This window comes from Skermanella sp., assembly GCF_059503625.1.
In genome coordinates this window covers 1-16952 of sequence record NZ_JCACHA010000611.1, presented here as the reverse complement: position 1 = coordinate 16952, position 16952 = coordinate 1, and the positions used below count along the sequence as shown (strand labels likewise).

11 protein-coding genes and 1 pseudogene are annotated in these 16952 nt (G+C 63.8%); 5 read left to right on the top strand and 7 right to left on the bottom strand.

Annotation, left to right across the window (positions count from 1 at the left end):
• Positions 1–5: 5 nt before the first annotated feature.
• On the bottom strand, positions 6–212 hold the full coding sequence (locus AC5JJ6_RS16975) for a hypothetical protein (RefSeq protein WP_496043189.1): 207 nt from the start codon (positions 210–212) through the stop codon (positions 6–8).
• A 62-nt stretch (positions 213–274) separates the two neighbouring features.
• Here AC5JJ6_RS16975 and AC5JJ6_RS16970 point away from each other — a divergent pair, with 62 nt between their 5' ends.
• On the top strand, positions 275–802 hold the full coding sequence (locus tag AC5JJ6_RS16970; protein WP_496043188.1) for a hypothetical protein: 528 nt from the start codon (positions 275–277) through the stop codon (positions 800–802).
• A 166-nt stretch (positions 803–968) separates the two neighbouring features.
• Positions 969–1184, top strand: a pseudogene (locus AC5JJ6_RS16965) (transposase); the annotation flags it as partial.
• Between the two features lie 26 nt (positions 1185–1210).
• Here the strand turns inward: AC5JJ6_RS16965 and AC5JJ6_RS16960 are convergent.
• Genes AC5JJ6_RS16960 through AC5JJ6_RS16940 form a run of 5 tightly spaced genes read right to left on the bottom strand, consistent with a single transcriptional unit; the run spans position 1211 to position 10877 of the window.
• Positions 1211–3253: a glycosyltransferase gene (locus AC5JJ6_RS16960; protein WP_496043187.1), complete on the bottom strand. Its 2043-nt coding sequence runs from the start codon at positions 3251–3253 to the stop codon at positions 1211–1213.
• Positions 3254–3285: 32 nt separating this feature from the next.
• The gene (locus AC5JJ6_RS16955) at positions 3286–4287 is read right to left on the bottom strand and encodes an NAD-dependent epimerase/dehydratase family protein (protein ID WP_496043186.1); all 1002 of its coding nucleotides are present in this window, start codon (positions 4285–4287) and stop codon (positions 3286–3288) included.
• Positions 4284–5552 (bottom strand): glycosyltransferase family 4 protein, encoded by a 1269-nt coding sequence (locus AC5JJ6_RS16950; protein ID WP_496043185.1) that lies wholly within the window; start codon positions 5550–5552, stop codon positions 4284–4286. The genes AC5JJ6_RS16955 and AC5JJ6_RS16950 overlap by 4 nt, the downstream gene beginning before the upstream one ends.
• Positions 5552–6508, bottom strand: coding sequence for a glycosyltransferase family 2 protein (locus AC5JJ6_RS16945; RefSeq protein WP_496043184.1), 957 nt, complete (start codon positions 6506–6508; stop codon positions 5552–5554). Before AC5JJ6_RS16945 ends, AC5JJ6_RS16950 begins: the two co-directional genes overlap by 1 nt.
• Position 6509: 1 nt before the next feature.
• Positions 6510–10877 (bottom strand): rhamnan synthesis F family protein, encoded by a 4368-nt coding sequence (locus AC5JJ6_RS16940; protein WP_496043183.1) that lies wholly within the window; start codon positions 10875–10877, stop codon positions 6510–6512.
• Positions 10878–11086: 209 nt separating this feature from the next.
• Between AC5JJ6_RS16940 and AC5JJ6_RS16935 the strand changes: the two genes are divergently transcribed.
• On the top strand, positions 11087–12232 hold the full coding sequence (locus tag AC5JJ6_RS16935) for a class I SAM-dependent methyltransferase (protein ID WP_496043182.1): 1146 nt from the start codon (positions 11087–11089) through the stop codon (positions 12230–12232).
• 48 nt (positions 12233–12280) lie between these two features.
• Here the strand turns inward: AC5JJ6_RS16935 and AC5JJ6_RS16930 are convergent, their stop codons facing one another.
• Positions 12281–13642 carry a glycosyltransferase gene (locus AC5JJ6_RS16930; RefSeq protein WP_496043181.1) on the bottom strand — a complete coding sequence of 454 codons (1362 nt, stop codon included), beginning with the start codon at positions 13640–13642 and terminating at the stop codon, positions 12281–12283.
• A 1123-nt stretch (positions 13643–14765) separates the two neighbouring features.
• On the opposite strand from AC5JJ6_RS16930, the gene AC5JJ6_RS16925 reads away from it, so the two are divergent.
• Positions 14766–15542: a class I SAM-dependent methyltransferase gene (locus tag AC5JJ6_RS16925; protein WP_496043180.1), complete on the top strand. Its 777-nt coding sequence runs from the start codon at positions 14766–14768 to the stop codon at positions 15540–15542.
• Positions 15543–15656: 114 nt separating this feature from the next.
• The gene (locus AC5JJ6_RS16920; RefSeq protein WP_496043179.1) at positions 15657–16262 is read left to right on the top strand and encodes an IS5 family transposase; all 606 of its coding nucleotides are present in this window, start codon (positions 15657–15659) and stop codon (positions 16260–16262) included.
• The last annotated feature ends 690 nt before the right edge of the window (positions 16263–16952 follow it).

The following is a 16952-nucleotide window of genomic DNA, read 5'->3' as shown; positions in this document are numbered from 1 at the left end:
GCCGCTTACGCTACATCCGCCAGCCGATATCCCGACGTCCGATGAATAAGACGGGTTAGGTTGACGCCGGTGACAGTCAGCAGCCGTTTGGCCGCAGGGTCACCGATCGCCATTTGGGCGATGTCCTTGTCGAGGGCGCCAAGGTCCTCACCCAGGCGGTCGAGTTCCCACAGATGCCGCTCGATCGCTCCCCGCTCGTTATCCGGCAGCACCTGCTGCCCGAGCCAGATCCGATCCAGCCGAACAGGTCGGCATGCGGGCAGGGCGGGACCAGATGCGCCTGCAGGATGGCAAGCGTCTCGTTCTTGACCCGCGTCCGGTGCTGCACGACCTGGTTGCGCCGCGCCACCAGCCGATGAAGCCGCTCGGTGTCGGCGTCGGGCACTCAGACCTCGGGCAGGAAGCCCGCGGCTCGGAGCGAGGAAAGCACCCCGGCGTCGATCTTGCCGGTCTTGACCTGGGCGTGCGCGATTGCTTAGACCTGCAGCGGGTTGGCCACGATCACCCGGGCAACATACGGCCCAAGCACCCGCACCACCGCTATCGCGTTGCCGGTCGCCTCGACCACGACCTCGTCCGTATTGGCCAGGGTTCAGCCGAAGCCTTCCAGGCCGGAGCGAGTCATATCGACCCGCCCTGTCGGGCGCAATCGCCCATCCTCCCAGATTACCACCTCTGCGAAGGTGCGGTGGATGTCCACGCCAATCACACGTCCCATCGCATGCTCCTCTCCAGCAGTTCAGACGGGAGCAAGTGGGCAACACGACAACTACGGATCCGCGCTCACGGCGCAACCGGGTAAGTCGCAGGGGCGGCCAGCTACTAACGCGAGCTCTCGGCTCATCGAATACATTGGCCTACCCACCTTGCGTGCTCCCGGTGCCCCTCGTCTCGGATGGTCACACCTTACATCAGGATCGAAGCCATCCCAGCCGGAAGAGACAGGCATCGCGGTCTACATACCGGTTACCAACCCCATCGAGCGGCTCAACGGCGAGATCAAGCGCCGCACCGACGTGGTCGGCATCTTTCCCAACGAAGCCGCCGTCGTCAGGCTCGTCGGCGCGCTGCTGCTCGAGCAATCCGATGAATGGGCCACCCAGCGCTCGCGCTATATGACGCTGGAGACCATCACCACCGTGAGCGATACTCCAGCCGTCAGCCTGCCAGTTGCCGCTGTCTGACGCCGCGGCACAGCCCGCCAGGAGCATCACTCGTACACCACGCCGTGGGGCACGACCCCACGCCATTTTCGGTCGATGTCAATTCGCGGTGGAAATGCCAACTCCCACTCCAAGTTGTAGGTTAGGCTCAGATTCGGATTGTGGAATGGATCCGCGAAGCACAATTCAGCCCATTCCCTTCGCATTCGTTGCACCTCCTCGGCCTCGAAAAGCTGCCGCTCTCCTGCGTAATGCGACCCATAAGTCTGAAGCTCGTGGTGGTGCAGCTCAGCTTGCGGCGCGTAAACGATGGAGTAGCCCGCCTTGCCAACCCGCAAAGCGAAGTCGACATCGTTGAAGGCACTAGGATACAGCCTGTCGAGACCTCCTACCTCCGTATAGAGCCACCGGCGCACAAGCATGCAAGCCGCAGTCACGGCCGACAGCTCCTGTGCTATGATGGCCCGGAACATGTAGCCGGGCTCGGCCGCGGGCAGATAGCGATGAGCATGGTCGCAGAGGCCGGACAATCCCATAATGACACCGCCATGCTGTACGCGCTGGTCCGGGTAGAGAAGCCTGGCGCCGACAATTCCGACTTGAGGATCTTGCAGGAATGAAGCCAGCCAGCGCAGCCAGTCGCGCCGGATCGGCACCACGTCATCATTCAACAGCAGGATATGTTCGCCGGTAGTGCGCGCCGCAACTCGATTGTTGGCTTCGGAGAAGTTAAAATGTGGCGCCTCAAGTAGTGCTACCGTCACGTTCGAATAGCGCTTGAGCGCCTCGGCATTCGCACGCTGCCGGACGTCTAACGGTCCAGGCTGCATGACCGCGACGTGAATATCGAAATGAGGATGGTCCGTGCCATCCAGTACGGCGCAGATACAAGAAAGGGAATGCGGTTGTCGGAGGGTGGAGGGGATGATGATTGTAATCCGTTCCTCCGGCTTGGGTTCACGCATCCGAAAGGTAAGTGGCCAGGTCGGAACCGGGGCGATTCCTGGCCCGCCGCCGCGAAGATGCTGCTCAACAACTTCGGCAAGCAAACTGGGCGGCGCCGCCTCCGTGTCCGGCCTGCGATGCGTGAGGATGAAGGGAATCCGCTTGCTGAAGGACCGTGCCCCAGTTCGCTGACGGGCGAGCCAGACAGTCAACCGCACGACTTCCGCCCATTCCGTGATCTCCGGCGCGTCTCGCAAAAACGTCGAGCGCTGCGCCAGCCATAGGCCACGCGAAAGCACGCCTGACAGCATCATCATGTGGTTAGGCTCAGGCTTGAACTTGGGCGCTTGCCGCACGCCGTCAGTCGAAACTTCGTCCTCGTCCACAATGGCGAGCTCGGGGTAACCGAGATAGTCGAGTTGCTCAGCCGCAAGCCGTGTGGCATGCAGCGGCAACAACTCACCGGCCTGAAGAAAGCCGATGTAATCCGTGGCCAGCCCCTCAACGAGGTGGCGCAGAGTGCACTCTGGCGCCGGTGCGACGACCGCATAAGCAGGACCGCCCCACTGAGCCTTCAAGCTCCGAAGCGTGGCCTTCAATGCCTCCGAGGTTTGCTGCCTTGAAAAGATTAGGTATCCAATCGAAGGGGTCTTGGACCGCGCCGAAAAATCTTTGGCAGACCAATGGTCGAACAAGGCCAGCCAGGTGGAGTATTCGTATCGCGGGGTATTTGCCTCGGACGCCAGCCTCGCAAGAAACTGCCGTATGCGACTGCGAGCCGCCCCAGGCCGGAACCAGTCTCCCTGCCTCCAGCTCCGCAGCGTCTGCCTGGGAGAAGTGAGGACCAAATGCGCGGAGGCCTGCGCACGGGAGAGAGGATGGAAGGTAAGCCGTCCCTGCCGCATGTCTTCCGCCTGCGGTCCCACTGCGAAAAGGCGTACTTCCACCGCTCTTTCGGGGATGAAGAGGATGAGCCGATACGTGTTGCACTTTGGCCGAGCGGTGGCGGAACCGCGCAGGTAGAAATGTCCGCCAATCGATTCGGCCCGCTCATCATGCAAAGTGACGTAGGGGATCGTCACATCGCCTGGGATAGAAGCCTGAAGCGTGATCCGGGTCCAACGTCCCCGCATCGGTTCGTCCAACTTCAAGACTCGGATCAGCGAAGGCCTATGACTCACGCGAGCGGTCCTGTGCTGCGCAGGGCCAACGGCGCCGGCTGGCAGGCACTTGCGATCCACTCCGCCGTACCGCGCAGGCCCTGCATCCACTCTGTCCGCGCTTCCCAGCCAAGCTCGCGGCGAATCAGCGCCACGTCCAACACATTGGTGGGAACGTCCACCGCCCGGCCCGGCCAGTGCAAAATCTCGGCACCCTTGGTACCAAGAACCGTGTCGACGGAAGCGACCACGTCCAGGACAGATCGCCCTATTCCGGAGCCGACATTCAGAACGCTATATGAGCCCTTATAAGCGGCAGCGCGCAGCATGGCGTCCACCAAATCATCGATATGGAGGAAGTCCCGTACGATACGGCCGTCACCCCAGATCTCCACCGGCCTGCGTGCCAAACGCCGCTGGATCAACGTGGCTATCAAGCCTTGGCCACGATCGGGAATTTGGAAGGGCCCATACGGATTTGAGGCACGCAGTATCATCACCCGCGTGCCATATCGATAAGTCTGAAGACCGAGGTGCTTCTCCATGAGAAGCTTGTGGATGCCATAGGCGGAGATCGGATCCGTCGGATGAGCTTCGCTGATCGGCAAACTTTGCGGCACACCATAGACTGTACCGCCGGACGAGATGTAGACGATGCGCCGGACACCCGCCGTCTGGCACAACCCGAGCAGGTCGACTGACGCAGCCACATTCGAACGCAGGTCTTCGGCAGGGTCACGCTCCGCATGGGCCGGGATACTGGCACCGAGAAGATGAAAGACGGTGTCGACGCCCTCAAGCGCGCCGGCCAGCGTGGCGCGGTCGGAAAATTCGGCGGAGATCCAGCGAATGGGCGGTAGCGCCGCCGGAAAAGCCGGGGCGTGGCCATAGCCGCAAACGGATGCGCCGGCAACGCTCAGCACGCGGCAGAGGTTGATGCCTATGAAGCCACCCGCCCCGAGGACGAGGCACTCCGTGCCGGCCAAGCCGGGGCCGGTGGGGTTCGAATTGTGGGTCAAGGCTGCGCTCGGAGGAACTGCTCCATGTCCCCCACCATCCGCCCGAAAGTGAATCGGCCTCCTGCCGCCTGCCCCCCCGCCGAAAGCCGGGCGCGAAGGGTTGGATTACCAGCCAGCCGAGTAACGGCGCGCGCGAGGTCCGCGGCGTTACCCTTTTCGAACAGAAGGCCGGACGCGTCCTCCCGGACGATTTCGACATTCCCGCCAACCCGCGAAGCGACGGTGGGTATCCCGCAGGCGAGGGCGTGGATCAGGGTTAGGGAGAAAGGCTCGTAAAGGGAGGGGAACAGGTAGATATCATGCGCGTCGAACAGCGCGGGCAGCTCGTCCTCTCGAACCGTAGAGTGCCTCTCGATCAGCTCGCTTTTGCCACTTTGCTCCACGACCTCGGCGAAGCGTGTCATATAGACCGTGTCCTGGCTGTCACCGACGATCGTCAGCGTGACGCGCTCCACGCCAATCGACTGCGGATCGAGCAGTGCCAATGCCTCCACCGCGGTATCCGCCCCCTTCAGATCCACCAGCCGTCCAGCAAAGAGGAGGCGCAGCGTGCCTGCCCGCGCCAGTCGCGTTCGGTCGGGCATGATGCCTGGCTCACGTACCGCTTGGCGCACGCCGTTATGGATGACGCGGTAGGTGCGGAAGGGCAAGCCACCCGCCGCGTAGAAGTCGCGCATGAAGAAGGAGCCGAAGATGGCCTCGAGCTTTCGTGGCGGCTTGGATCCGACCAAGCGCAGCAGCGCCCGCTTCACACGCCCGGCCAGGGGACGCCAGGCAGGCGGTGCGGGAGGAGGGATGAAGGGCACGCTGCCATGGACGACATCGCGGAAGAAGTTGCTGACGAAGGTGGGATTGCGCATTACCAGTAGCCAGTTGTCGGTCAGCATGGCTACGGTGCGGTAGGGACTGGCCACGAGTGCGTCCAAGATGGAGGCATCAAGGAAGAAGAGGTTCCAGGCGAAGACGACATCCGGGCGCAACTCGTCCAGAACGCGGTTTAGCGTCGCGCGATTGCGTGCGCTGACCAGAGCGCGATCTTCGGCCGTGCCGGGAAAGGGCGTGTAGATGTCTGCGCCGGTGAGCAACTCCAACTCGCGGAGGATGCGCTGGCCGTGGTAGTCCGCGACCGCGTTGCCGAAGCTGCTCGTGAGCACCGTCACCTCGTGCCCACGCGCCGCCAGCTCCGACGACACCTCGTGACACAACCGCTCATAGCCGCCCACCACATTGGGTGGATAAAGATTACTGAGGACCAGAATGCGCATCAAACCCAACCTGCCATCCGCGCGCTGAAGGCTTTGTCCGCCAGCAGCGGCCCGGTGTCCAGCCGCCCGCCGCCGTTGTGTCGCAAGTAGGCCATACAGGGATGTACGGCACGGGCGAGGTCATGGCGCTTGAGCACCTCCTCGATGTCCGCTGCAGCGTCCCAATCCGGCGCGGGCGCTCCGGGACGGTCCCAAAGCAAGGTGAGGTAGGCGGCAGCGGAGGCAGCCCATTCCCAACGCACGCGCCTGTGATCCTCCGAAATAGTGTTACTGTCATGCATGCGGTAGCGCAGCAGCTCTTCATTCACCAACGAGACGCGGTGTCCGAGCGCGAGAGCACGCAGGACGAAATCTAGGTCATGGGTGTAGCGCAGTGCTGCGAATTCCCCAATTCGCCCGGTAAGGCTGCGGCGGAAAAGGAAGTTGGAGGTGGTCATCAAGAAATTGCCGTTGACCAGCGAGGCACCCAAATCGCGGCCTGCACGGAAGGCCAGCACCTCGGTATACCATTCATTGACGATTGCCTTGCCCCGCCCGTCCATGAAGGTGATGCCGGACGCCGCGATGTCGGCTTCAGGCTCGGCGTCCAGGCGCAGCGCGAGTGCATCCAGGCGCCCCGGCTCATAGATGTCGTCCGAATTCAGGATCGCGGCAAACTCGCCGGTGCAGTCGCGCAGCCCCGCATTGATAGTGGCGTGAGCACCTTGGTTCGCCTGGGTGCGGAAGCGGATGCGCGGGTCGCTTGCGGCAAGGTCCCGCATCACGCGGGCGGATTCATCCGTGGAGCCGTCATCGATGACGATCAGCTCGCGGAGCACCGCGCCTTGCGCCAGTGCGCTCGCGATCGCCGCTTCGATATAGGCAGCGTGATTGTAGAGCGGCACGACGACGGAGACGCGCGCCGCCCCTGCCGACTTGGCCACGACGGGCGCGGACCGCCGGAACAGGCCGAACAAGCTAGAGCCCCCGTTGCGCGAGCCGCTGGGCCAGGCCGGGCGGCACGCGCGTTACCAGTGGCGCTGGCGTTGTCCGCACCGGCAACAGGACGGGGCCGGTCAGCGCCACGCCGAACTCTCCAAGGAACCGCTCCAGGTCGGCCGGGCTGCGCACGGACAGGATCGTGTCCGTGCCAGCGTAAAGGGCCGGCTGCGCGACCTTCAGCCAGGCATGGCCGCTGCGTTCGCAGGCCAGGAAGTAGAGCCGCTCGATAGCATGTGCGAGCGTGTGGTCTAACTGCGCGCTCTCGGCCGGGAAGTCGTCGAATGAGAGGTTGAGCTCTAGCAACGGCCCCAGCGCGGCGGGGCGGGCCCAGAACATGGAACCTGACGGAAAGTCGAGCGCCCGGACGGGCGAGAGCGCGATACCCATGCGACGGGCCAGCCCCAGCGCCAAGTCGTAATTCCCGTTCCAGCCGAGCCAGCGGCGCACCGATTCGTAATGCTGCGGCGCTACCATCCCGAGCCGCGGCAGGCGCGCAAAGGCGTCGAGGATGCTGGAGACGGCCGTCTTCGAGCCGAGCAGGCTCTCGAACAGGAAACCGCGCCACGGCGCGAGGAAATGCGCGTGGTCCGACTTCTTGGAATGCAGGTGCAACACCAGGTCGTGGTCCGCATGGACATCGGCGAAGCCCACCAGCTTCGGCGCGATGTCGCGGCCCCGGTTCGGCAGGACGCGTACCTCAAGGCGCCCGTCCTCCCAATCCGAGAAGGTCGCGCGGACGGCGTCCGCTTTTTCGGCCGTATCGGTTGAGAGAAAGAGGTCCGCGGGAAGAGGGAGGTTCCGTAGGTAACCCCGCACCTCCCGCCCTACCTCGGGGTGGTAGAGATGGCAGATCACCGCAATGCGCGGCGGCGGCACCTGCAGCGGTGAGAAGTCGAAGGGGATGGCCAGGCTGAAATCGGCCTCGGCCGGGCGGCTGGTATTCGGCTCCTCGTCCGTGCTGGGCGGAGGCAACTGCTGCTCGGCCCGCACCAGCTCTTCCGGCCGGCGGCGCGTGATCGGTAACGACTCGACCAGCCTCCGCACCGTGGCGGCGAATGCCTCAGGCGCGCAGTCTTGGCGCGCCTGTTCCAGCGCATTCCGGCGTACGCTCTCCCACAAGGCGCGATCTTGATGAAGGCGGCTGCAGGCTGCGGCGAATGCGGAGGCGTCGTCGGCAACCAGCACCTCTCTGCCGTCCTTCCAGCCAAGCTGGTTCGCGATGAGGGAGGTGACCACCATCGGGATGCCGAGCATGGCCGCCTGGTGGACCTTGTGCGGAATGCCGGCGCCGAGGCGGCTCGGCACGACCATCAGTCTAGCCTTGGCCAGCGCGGCATGCAGGTCGTCGACCATGCCCACGAGGTCCAGCGCCGTGCCGTCCAGCGCCACGATGCTCGGCGCCTGGGCCAGACCGATTACAGTCAAGCGCGTCTTCTCGCCGAGGGTGCGACGCAACGCCGGCAGGACGTCCATGGCAAACCAGCGCACGGCATCGGCATTCGGCGCGTCGTCGGCATCTATGGCGCCGAGGAAGACGATGCTGTCCCGCTCGTCGAAACCCGTAGACAGCGGTTCGTCCTCCAGCGCATGGCCGAGGATGCGGACGTCCCGTGCGCCATAGGTCTCCAAAGTGTCCTGCTCGCTCGGGGAGACGGAAACGACGGAATCCGCCAGCCTCGTCAGTCCTACTTCGGAGGCGACCATGACGTGCCGCTCGAGCTCGGAGGGGACTTGACCCAGGGCCTCGCGGCGCTGCAAGTCCCGGGTCACGAACAGCGCCTCGGCATCGTAGATCACGCGCGCCTCGCCGATCAAGTCGCGGTCGGAACCGATGGCTTCCTCGAAGGTCGCCATGTTCGGCGGGCGACACACGATGATTGCGTCGAAATGGCCACGGCGCGCCTCGAGATAGGCACGGATCTGCGTGCGGTCGGCGGCAATCAGCACCTCGATGCGCTTGTCCAGTGCACGTCGCACCCCGTACCAGGTCTCCGCATGGCGGTTCATGGGGAACAGCGCCACATCGGCTCCGGCTTCCAGCAGCTCGTGCAGGAAGCGGTTCGCGCGGGGATAGCCCCGGCCAAGCTCCGGCTTGGGCACGCGGTCATCAAGCACCAGAATGCGCCGTCGGCCGGAGCGTGCCGTGCGGGCAGCGAGGACGTTCATCGGGTCCAGCGGAAACTGCCCGTCCAGCCATTCCCTGTGCTGCTCCACAAAAATTCGGTGATTCGTTGCCTGCAATGCGAGGGCATCAGCGGAGGAGGCCGAACTGCCGAACTCATAGTGTATGATGGCGACGTCGGGGTCGAAGACCACCCGGCGCCCGCTTTCCCATAGGCGCAGGCAGTAGTCGGTCTCCTCGTAATAGGCGGGGGCGTAGCGCTCGTCGAAGCCGCTCAGCTCCCGCCACACCGTCATGGACGTGAGCAGGAAGGCACCGGAGCAGTAGTCCACATCCCGTTGGAACATGAAGTCGGGCGCGTTCGGGTCCTGGCCGCGGCCATAGCCGGCGGCGGCGCCGTTGCGCCACAAAATGGATCCAGCCTCCTGCAGCGTCCCATCCGGCAGGATGATGCGCCCGCCCACGGCGCCGATATCGGGCCGGGAATCGAGGGTTCGGAGCGCAGCGGCGACGGCGCCGGGAAGGAGTTGCGCGTCGTTGTTCAGCAGCAACAGCGCGTTCCCTGTCGCCGAGCGCGCGGCCAAGTTCACGCCTTTGAGGAAGTGCAGGTTCGTCTTGTTGCGGATGATCTCCGGTCCCTCGATCCGATCCAACAACATGGCGGTGCGGTCAGTCGAGGCGTTGTCGAGGATCACCACCTCTACGCGAGGTCCACCATCTGCCAGCGTCTCGGCGATGGAGCCCAGGCATCCGAAGGTGAGCTCCGCCTGATTGTGGAGAACGAGGACGATGCTGACCTCGGGACGCTCCGCCCGCGGCAGGCGAAGTTTCGCTGCGCCCGAAAGGAAGGCGTCAAGGCGCGCCGAGAGCATCGCGCGCATCGCCGTCTTCGCCGGATTGGCAGGGGCGGTCCCTTCCTCGGCCAGCGCGGCCATCATGGGCTGTGGCGAGGGCGGGAGCGCGTCGGCAAAGGGTATCGGGAGGGGTGCGGGCGGTGCCGGCCGGAGACGCCTCTCCCGTATCAGCCGCATGCCGACGCGGAGCGGGCGAGTCAATCGCCAGGACGTGGAGCTGACATACTGCAGGGCGACGGCCTGGACGGTCTGCTGTGCCTCCGCTCTGGTCCGGTGCAGCGCATCGGCCATGGCGTCGCGTTCCTGCTGGGCCTGAGCCATGCGCGTCTCGAGATCACGCAATGAACGCTCAAGATCCTGCCTGTGCTCGTGCTGCTGTACCCGCAGGCTGGCCGAGAGCCGCATGACCAGATCGTCCCGAGCGTTGATTATACGATCCCGCGCAGTCAGCGCAGCGCTGCGTGCGGCAGCCGTATTGCTGAGCACTTGGATCAGGGCATCTTTGGACGCCAGTTGCTCGCGCAAGGCCTCTAGCAGGTTTTCCCGCCAGTCAGCTTCCCGCTGAGCTGTGGTACCCGTTGCGGAGACTTGCGCAGCCAATGCATTGGTCTCCGCCGTCAGATCGGCGATGTGCCGGTCCTTGGCCGCGATCTGTTCTTGCAGGGCCAAAGCATCCGCCTGGCGCTGGAATGCCTCGCCTCGTGCGGCGATGCGGCGGCGGAAATCTGCGGCGTCCTTCGGCGGTAGCGCGAAGAGGGATCTCAAGGCCGACGGCTGATCCATCCCCACGCCAAGCAAGCCCAGGCCGTTGGAATGGTCGAAGGAGAAGGAGGGATATTGCGTCCGCAGCTCCTCCCAAAGACGCCAAACTCCAAAGCCTCTCTCCCTGACATTGATGTCGTGGAACAGCACGACGCCGCGCGGAGACAGTGCGGAGCGCCAAGCCTCGAAGTCGTGCCCCGCCGCCTCGTAGCTGTGCAGTCCATCGATGTGCAGCAGGTCGATGCCGCTGTCCGGACCACCATCGGGGAAGTAGCTACGCGCGTCATCGAAGGTGGTGCGGAGGAGCGTAGAGAACTGCGCGAAATGCGCGGCGTTGAACGCGGCGACATCTGCGTAGACATCCTCCCCATAAAAGCCAGCGTGCTCATCTCCCTGCCACGTGTCCACGGCATAGGCCCGCGCGCCCGGGCAGAAGGCATTGATGGCCTGGCAGAATGCGAAATAGGAATTCCCGGAGTGGGTGCCCAGCTCTACCAGGCAACCTGGCCGCAACGCCTTCACGAGCCAGAAGGCAAAGGGAATATGTCCCGCCCAGGGACCGGGTTGGGCAATGCGCACCGCCCCCCAGGTCATCTCGTCGCCCAAAGCCGGTGTCTCAAGTTTGTCCAACATACGCTGAAACCAGTCCTTGCGCGATGGGCTCTTGCAGACTGGACGAGCGTTGAAATCAAGCCTATTTTTATTCTCGCGAGGCTTTCTTTGAGCAACTTAAAGGTGTTGTCCGGACGCGGTCATCACGCATGGAGTGCAGCAAGGCCTCCGTTTAAACAACGGCTGTGCGCTGAGGGATGGGCATGAAGCTTGCCGACGAAACGGTCGAGGCCGCCGACCTTGCCCGCCGGGACAAGGTTAATGAGGTTTGGTCTGCGGCTTCTGCCCGGGATGCACAGGTCCTGGGTCAATATTGGCTGGCGCAGCCCGTGGTTCGCGACCGCGTAAACCGCCTGGCTTCCGGCCGGCCGGATCAGGACGCTTACGGCCATCTCATGGAGCTACTTGCTATGCGCGGATGGCGCTTGCCTATTGGCCATGCGCTCTCCCTCGGCTGCGGCTTCGGCGGTCTTGAGCGGGACCTCGTCGGGCGCGGATTGGTGACGCGGATGGATGCGCTCGACCTCGCAGAGGGCGCGATCCTTGAAGCGCGGCGCCTTGCTGCGGACGCCGGACTTGGCGACCGCATCCGATACTGGGTGGCGGATCTTGAGGCGGCGAATTTCGCGCCTGGCAGCGCAGACGTCATCTTCGCGCATTCATCCGTTCACCATGTGGAGCGGCTGGAGGAGCTCTTCGCGGCTGTGAAGCAAGCCCTGCGCCCTGGCGGGGTTTTCCACCTATACGAGTTCGTCGGCGCTACGCGCTTCCAGTGGACGGACGCGCAGCTCCGCCTAGGCAATGCTCTCCTGGACTCTCTGTCGGAGCGGCTGCGGCGCCTGCCCAGCGGCAAGCCGAAAGACAGGCTGACACGCCCCACCATCGAGCAAATGGTGGCGGCGGATCCGACCGAAGCGATCCGCTCGGCCGAGATCCTATCGCTGATGCGTGAGCACTTCACCATTCTGGAGGAGCGGCCGCTCGGCGGCGCGCTGTTGCACAACGTGCTTGGAGATATCGCGCAGAACTTTCGCCCGGACGATCCCGAGGATTGCGCCGTGCTGGAGCGCTTCTTCGCGGCCGAGGACGCCGCTATGGCCGATGGCACGATCGGCTCCGACTTCGCCACGATCACTGCCATGGTGCCGAAAACGCCGAACCGCCCGCGCTCCCGGCTGACCAGCCTGCTCCTTCTCGCACCACCCGTCCGGCGCCTTTATGTCGCATTGCAGCAGGTCCAAGCGGAGCTGGTCCGGCTTAGGGCCGAGCAAGCTCATTTTTCCTCCGAGGTGGCACGGCTTTCCCAAGCCGTGGATAACCTCAAGGCCTCATCGACCAAGCCGGAATAACGGGCACCCTCGACCGCAACAGATAAAGTGCGGCGAGCCCGCCTCCGATCAGAGCCCGATCTGCCGCAACAGGGCGTCCAGCCGATCTCGCCAACGCGAGAGTGACAGGGTCTCTGCTGCATAGGTCAGCCCGCCGGCCGAGAGGCGGTTCCAGAGCGCCTCATCGGTGTAGACGTCGCGTAAGCGGGCGGCGAAGGCGGCTGGGTCGTTCTCGACCAGAACTCCCGCAGCCTCAGACAGGGACATGCCCTCCGCCGCCACGGAAGTGGCGATGCAGGGCACGCCTGCCGCAAGGCTGGAGGCAACCTTGCCTTTCGCCCCCGCCCCGAAGCGCAACGGTGCGATGGTCAGGCGCAGCCCCTCGAACCACGGAACGACATTCGGCATGTGACCGAGCGAGCGCACGCGACCGGGTACGCCCGCGAGCAGGTCGGCCGGGAAGTCCGCGCCGACGATCGTCAACTGGAGTTCAGGCAGATCGCGTAAGACGAGGGGCCACATTTCCGCCAGGAAGTACCGCATCCCATCGACGTTCGGCGCATGGGCAAAGCCGCCGATGAAGCCGATGCCGGTACGCCGCGCGAAGCTGGTGGAAGGCGGTATCAGGGCCCGGGCGAGCGGCATCTCCGCGACCAAGGCCTCTGGAACCTCCCTTGCCAAGAGGTTGAATTCGGCCCGTGAGACGACAAGGGTGGCATCGCTGCCACGGATGATCTCCTCCTCCCGCGCGCGCACGTCGCGCACGGCCGCCCGGAGTGCGGCATCGTCCGTGGCTTCCGCTCTGCGCTCTTCACGCAGGAACGCCAGGTCGATCGTATTGAAGATGACCCGTGCCGCCAGGGAATGGCGCCGTACCGCTTCCAAGAAACGGCCACCACAATAGACGCGGCAGAGCACGCAAAGATCGAGCGAACGGCCCTGGTGCACCAGGAACTCGTCCACTGAGGCAGCATCGAATGGCAGCAGGCAGCGCAAGCCGCTGCGTATCAACGCGTCGCGTTCCGGCGAAGGGTCGTTGTGCTGCCGCGCGGCCGCCAGGATCACGTCGAAGCCAAGCGCTTCGAGCGCATGCACGAGATTGATGATATCAATCGAGCCTGAGTCGCGGTCCGGCTGCGGCCAGTGATCATCTATGACCAGGACGCGCCCCCTCGAAGGCTTCAAGGCTGGTACAGGGGCCAGGGTGGCAGGCGCCGCGCCCGTTCGTTTGACCCAAGCACGCCTGATCCAGGTGCGAATGCCGATGGGCAGTCGTTGGTAAGCACGCCTGGCAAGCGTGTAAGCCCGGTAAGGTGGCAGGCTCTCTAGATACTGCAGTGGTTTGCGAAGTTCAGCGATCTGGGCTTGAGCTTGGGCCAAAGCATCGCGGTCTCGCCGCATCTGCGCTGCGGCGACTGCAGCCGGAATCATTGGGACAGCTTCGGACTTGGTCGGAGGGTCAGACAATCGAAGCCTACCGTTGTTTAAAGCCAAGGTTTAGACACGGTAGCAGAGTGCAACCGGATTGCGAAGGCATGCTGTTGCTATTCCCAGGTATGCCATCATCCGCCGCTCAGCCACAACGCACTTGCGGAGGCTGGTGACGGTCGGTCAGACGTCGCGCAAGGTCATGAGCAGGGGGCAGTGAATAGGAAGAAGCTTCTTCGGTGCCGCGGGCCACAACCGGTTTCTCATTGCCTGGACCAATGAAGGGCGGGTACGACTCAAACGGTCGGTTCCCGCCCGGCGGTGTGGGACGTCGCTGCCAAATCCGAAGCGGCCATCGAGGTGGTTCATGGCAGGGCCGGGCTGCGGCGACCGACAACTAGGACCTGCAATCGAGCACCATGATTGACCAAACCATTGCCCTTCGACGCCTGCTGGAGAAGATCGGCGACGCTACCATTCACCATGAGGGGATCATTTTCGCAGTCGAGCTTACGAGAGCAGGGGATGGAAAGAGCGAGACTTGCAGAGGCGGGTCGGAACCGCGGAGCCATAAGTCCCGAAGCTCGGGCCAAGGATTTACTTCTCTACCTCCCTTGGGCCTCGGCACCTCAGCGCAGAATGGACGGTGTTGGCATCTTCGCGAACAAGGCTGCGACCATACACATCATTCGCACGATCTCGCTGGAGCAATCCGACTAACGGGTCACCGAGCGCTCGCGCTAAATGGTCCTGAAGCAGTCAGGGCCATCGGCAATACTGGCTCCGACGTGCTCGCGCCGAGCCCGCCAAAACCTGCCGCACCTGCATCACGCATCCGGAACGACCCTGCAACCACGGTTGTCATGCAGGCTGCTGTAGGTAATTGACCTAGACCGAGCCACTTTAGAATATTCGAGCATAGCATGTGTGCCACGCTTCCCGTCCATCTCCGGCGAAATGATATATGATATTGCAAGGACTCATATCCTCCCTGAAGCGTTTGGTCCCGAGCCAGAGCAGGATACGGAACCGAGCCCGGCTCTGGCGGGAGGTGGAACTTGGCAGCTGCCACAGCTTGGACGGCTTCCGCAACTTGACGGCGTCGCTGCAGGAGAGGCAGCGAAACATGGCGCAGCATGAACGCTCGATGATCCGGCCGGAGCCGATTTTCGCAGTGCCCGGCCATTGCTGGGTCTGCGACCGAGATTCGTCCTTCCAAGTCAGCTACGACAACTGCTTCACCGCTGATGACGGTACGCGCATACCGAACTGGCGCGAGCATTTGGTTTGCCCGACTTGTGGCCTGAACAACCGCATGCGCGCCGCACTGATGTTCATGACGGAGACAACGGGTGCCGCCGGAGCCGTTTACGTCACCGAGCAGATGACACCGCTTTACAAGGCGACCGCAGCGCGCTTCCCCTACCTGACCGGCAGCGAATACCTGCGCGACGGCACTACGCCCGGCCAGACCAATGCCGCTGGCTTACGGCATGAGGACGTGACAGCGCTGACACTGAAGACCGGCAGTTTCGCCTGCATCGGCAGCTTCGATGTGCTGGAGCACGTACCTGACCACATGGCGGGCTTGCACGAATTCGCCCGATGCTTGAGGCCAGGCGGCCGGCTGCTGATGACGGTGCCCTTCGCACTGGAGTCGCACCCGCATGTCGTCCGAGCGGAACTCGACGCCGATGGCGGTATTCGCCACATCCTGCCGCCGGAGTATCATGGTGATCCCCTCGATGGTTCTGGTGTGTTGTGCTTCCGGCATTTTGGTTGGGCACTGATCGAGGAGCTACGCTTGGCAGGGTTCCGCGACGTACGCATGGTGTTTTTCTGGTCGCCGGAACTTGGGCATCTCGGCGGCATGCAATCAATCTTGGAGGCGACCCGCGGGTGAAGACCCAAAAGCTCTAAGCTCTGTGACTCGAGTGGCTGGCTGACCATTCGGTTCTGCATCGGCTTCTGACTGTGCGCCTTGAGACGTTCTCCCGGCTTTCCGGAAGATCCGACCATGACCAGGACAAGCCTGGACGACGCCGAATGGATGTCGCTGATGCTGGTGCTGCAGCAGATCCCGCTCGCGTGGAAGCATGATCAGGTGGCGCTTCACCGCTTTGTCGAGGCGGCGCTTTGGAATTGCCGCACGGGCGCGCCGTGGCGTGACTTGCCAGACGCGCTGGGCTGCTGGTCCAGCGTTTATCATCGCTGGCGGCGATGGTGCCTACGCAGCTGGTGGGAGCTGGTCTTTGAGCCGCTCCGCCCGAGCCGGCCCGCCGACGGGCTGCTGCTGCTCGACAGCACCACCTGCAAGGCCGACCGGGCCTCGAGCGGGGCGGCGGGCAGCACGGCCGCCGAGGCGCTCGGCCGCAGTCGTGGCGGGCTGTGCTCCAAGCTGCATGCCTGCGCTGATAGCGCGGGCCGGGTCCTGCAGCTGATCGCCAGCCCCGGACAGCACTCCGACCTATGTTATGCGACGGCGCTCGCCTCGGGCATCCCGGCCTGCGATGCCGCGCTCGATCGTGGTTACATCTCGGCGCCGCTCCGCGCGAGCTTTGCCGCCAGGGGCTGCACCGTCCATACCCCGCCCAGGCACGGCATGGTCGATCCGCCGGACTGAGATCCCACGCTGTACGCCCGGCACCACGCCATCGAGAACCTGTTCTCCCGGCTCAAGGACTGGGTGCGCATCGCCCTCAGGCACGACAAAAGCCGTCGCAGTTGGATGAGCTTCGCCCATCTCGCCGCCACCATCCTCAACCTGCGCATCGCAGAGTTCCAGTCACAGAGCCTATCGAGAGAAGTGCCGCGGCGTTACCGCATGAATCGGGTAGGGGACAGTGTGGAGCGAGCCGACATACTAGGACTGTTCCTCTTTCGGTCTCCAGATGCCCAGCGTGCCATTAAGTAGAGCCAGAGCCGCCGTCGCCAAATTGCCGGACAGAACCGCAGACGATGATGGCACCCTTGTCTGTAGGTCTTCGTTGGCGGTCGGTTTGCGCGGTTGAGGCGAGCAGTTCGGCGCAGGAGGTAGCACAGCACTTTGAGACAAGCCGCTTGGTGGCGATCAAGCTGATGCCGCGAATCCGGGAGCCGGGCAGCACGGGCGCCTTCCAGGGTCGGCAGCTATCGGAACCCCCTGCTGGCAGAGCATGAAGCCCTGTTGCATGACCTGACCAAGGCCAAGCCGGTCATCACCTTGGCCTAGGTTCAGATGGAGGTAAGAAGCTCTACACCATGAGACCCCTTCCTGCGTCTAGAGCACTTTGATGTTGCTTGGAATCGCGCGTTCTGATTCGACGCTGTTGAT

Coding starts and splice junctions, on each gene's coding strand:
- AC5JJ6_RS16920 (WP_496043179.1), top strand. CDS start 15,657: ATGACCAGGACAAGCCTGGACGACGCCGAATGGATGTCGCTGATGCTG.
- AC5JJ6_RS16935 (WP_496043182.1), top strand. CDS start 11,087: ATGAAGCTTGCCGACGAAACGGTCGAGGCCGCCGACCTTGCCCGCCGG.
- AC5JJ6_RS16930 (WP_496043181.1), bottom strand. CDS start 13,642: ATGATTCCGGCTGCAGTCGCCGCAGCGCAGATGCGGCGAGACCGCGAT.
- AC5JJ6_RS16970 (WP_496043188.1), top strand. CDS start 275: ATGCGCCTGCAGGATGGCAAGCGTCTCGTTCTTGACCCGCGTCCGGTG.
- AC5JJ6_RS16950 (WP_496043185.1), bottom strand. CDS start 5,552: ATGCGCATTCTGGTCCTCAGTAATCTTTATCCACCCAATGTGGTGGGC.
- AC5JJ6_RS16925 (WP_496043180.1), top strand. CDS start 14,766: ATGGCGCAGCATGAACGCTCGATGATCCGGCCGGAGCCGATTTTCGCA.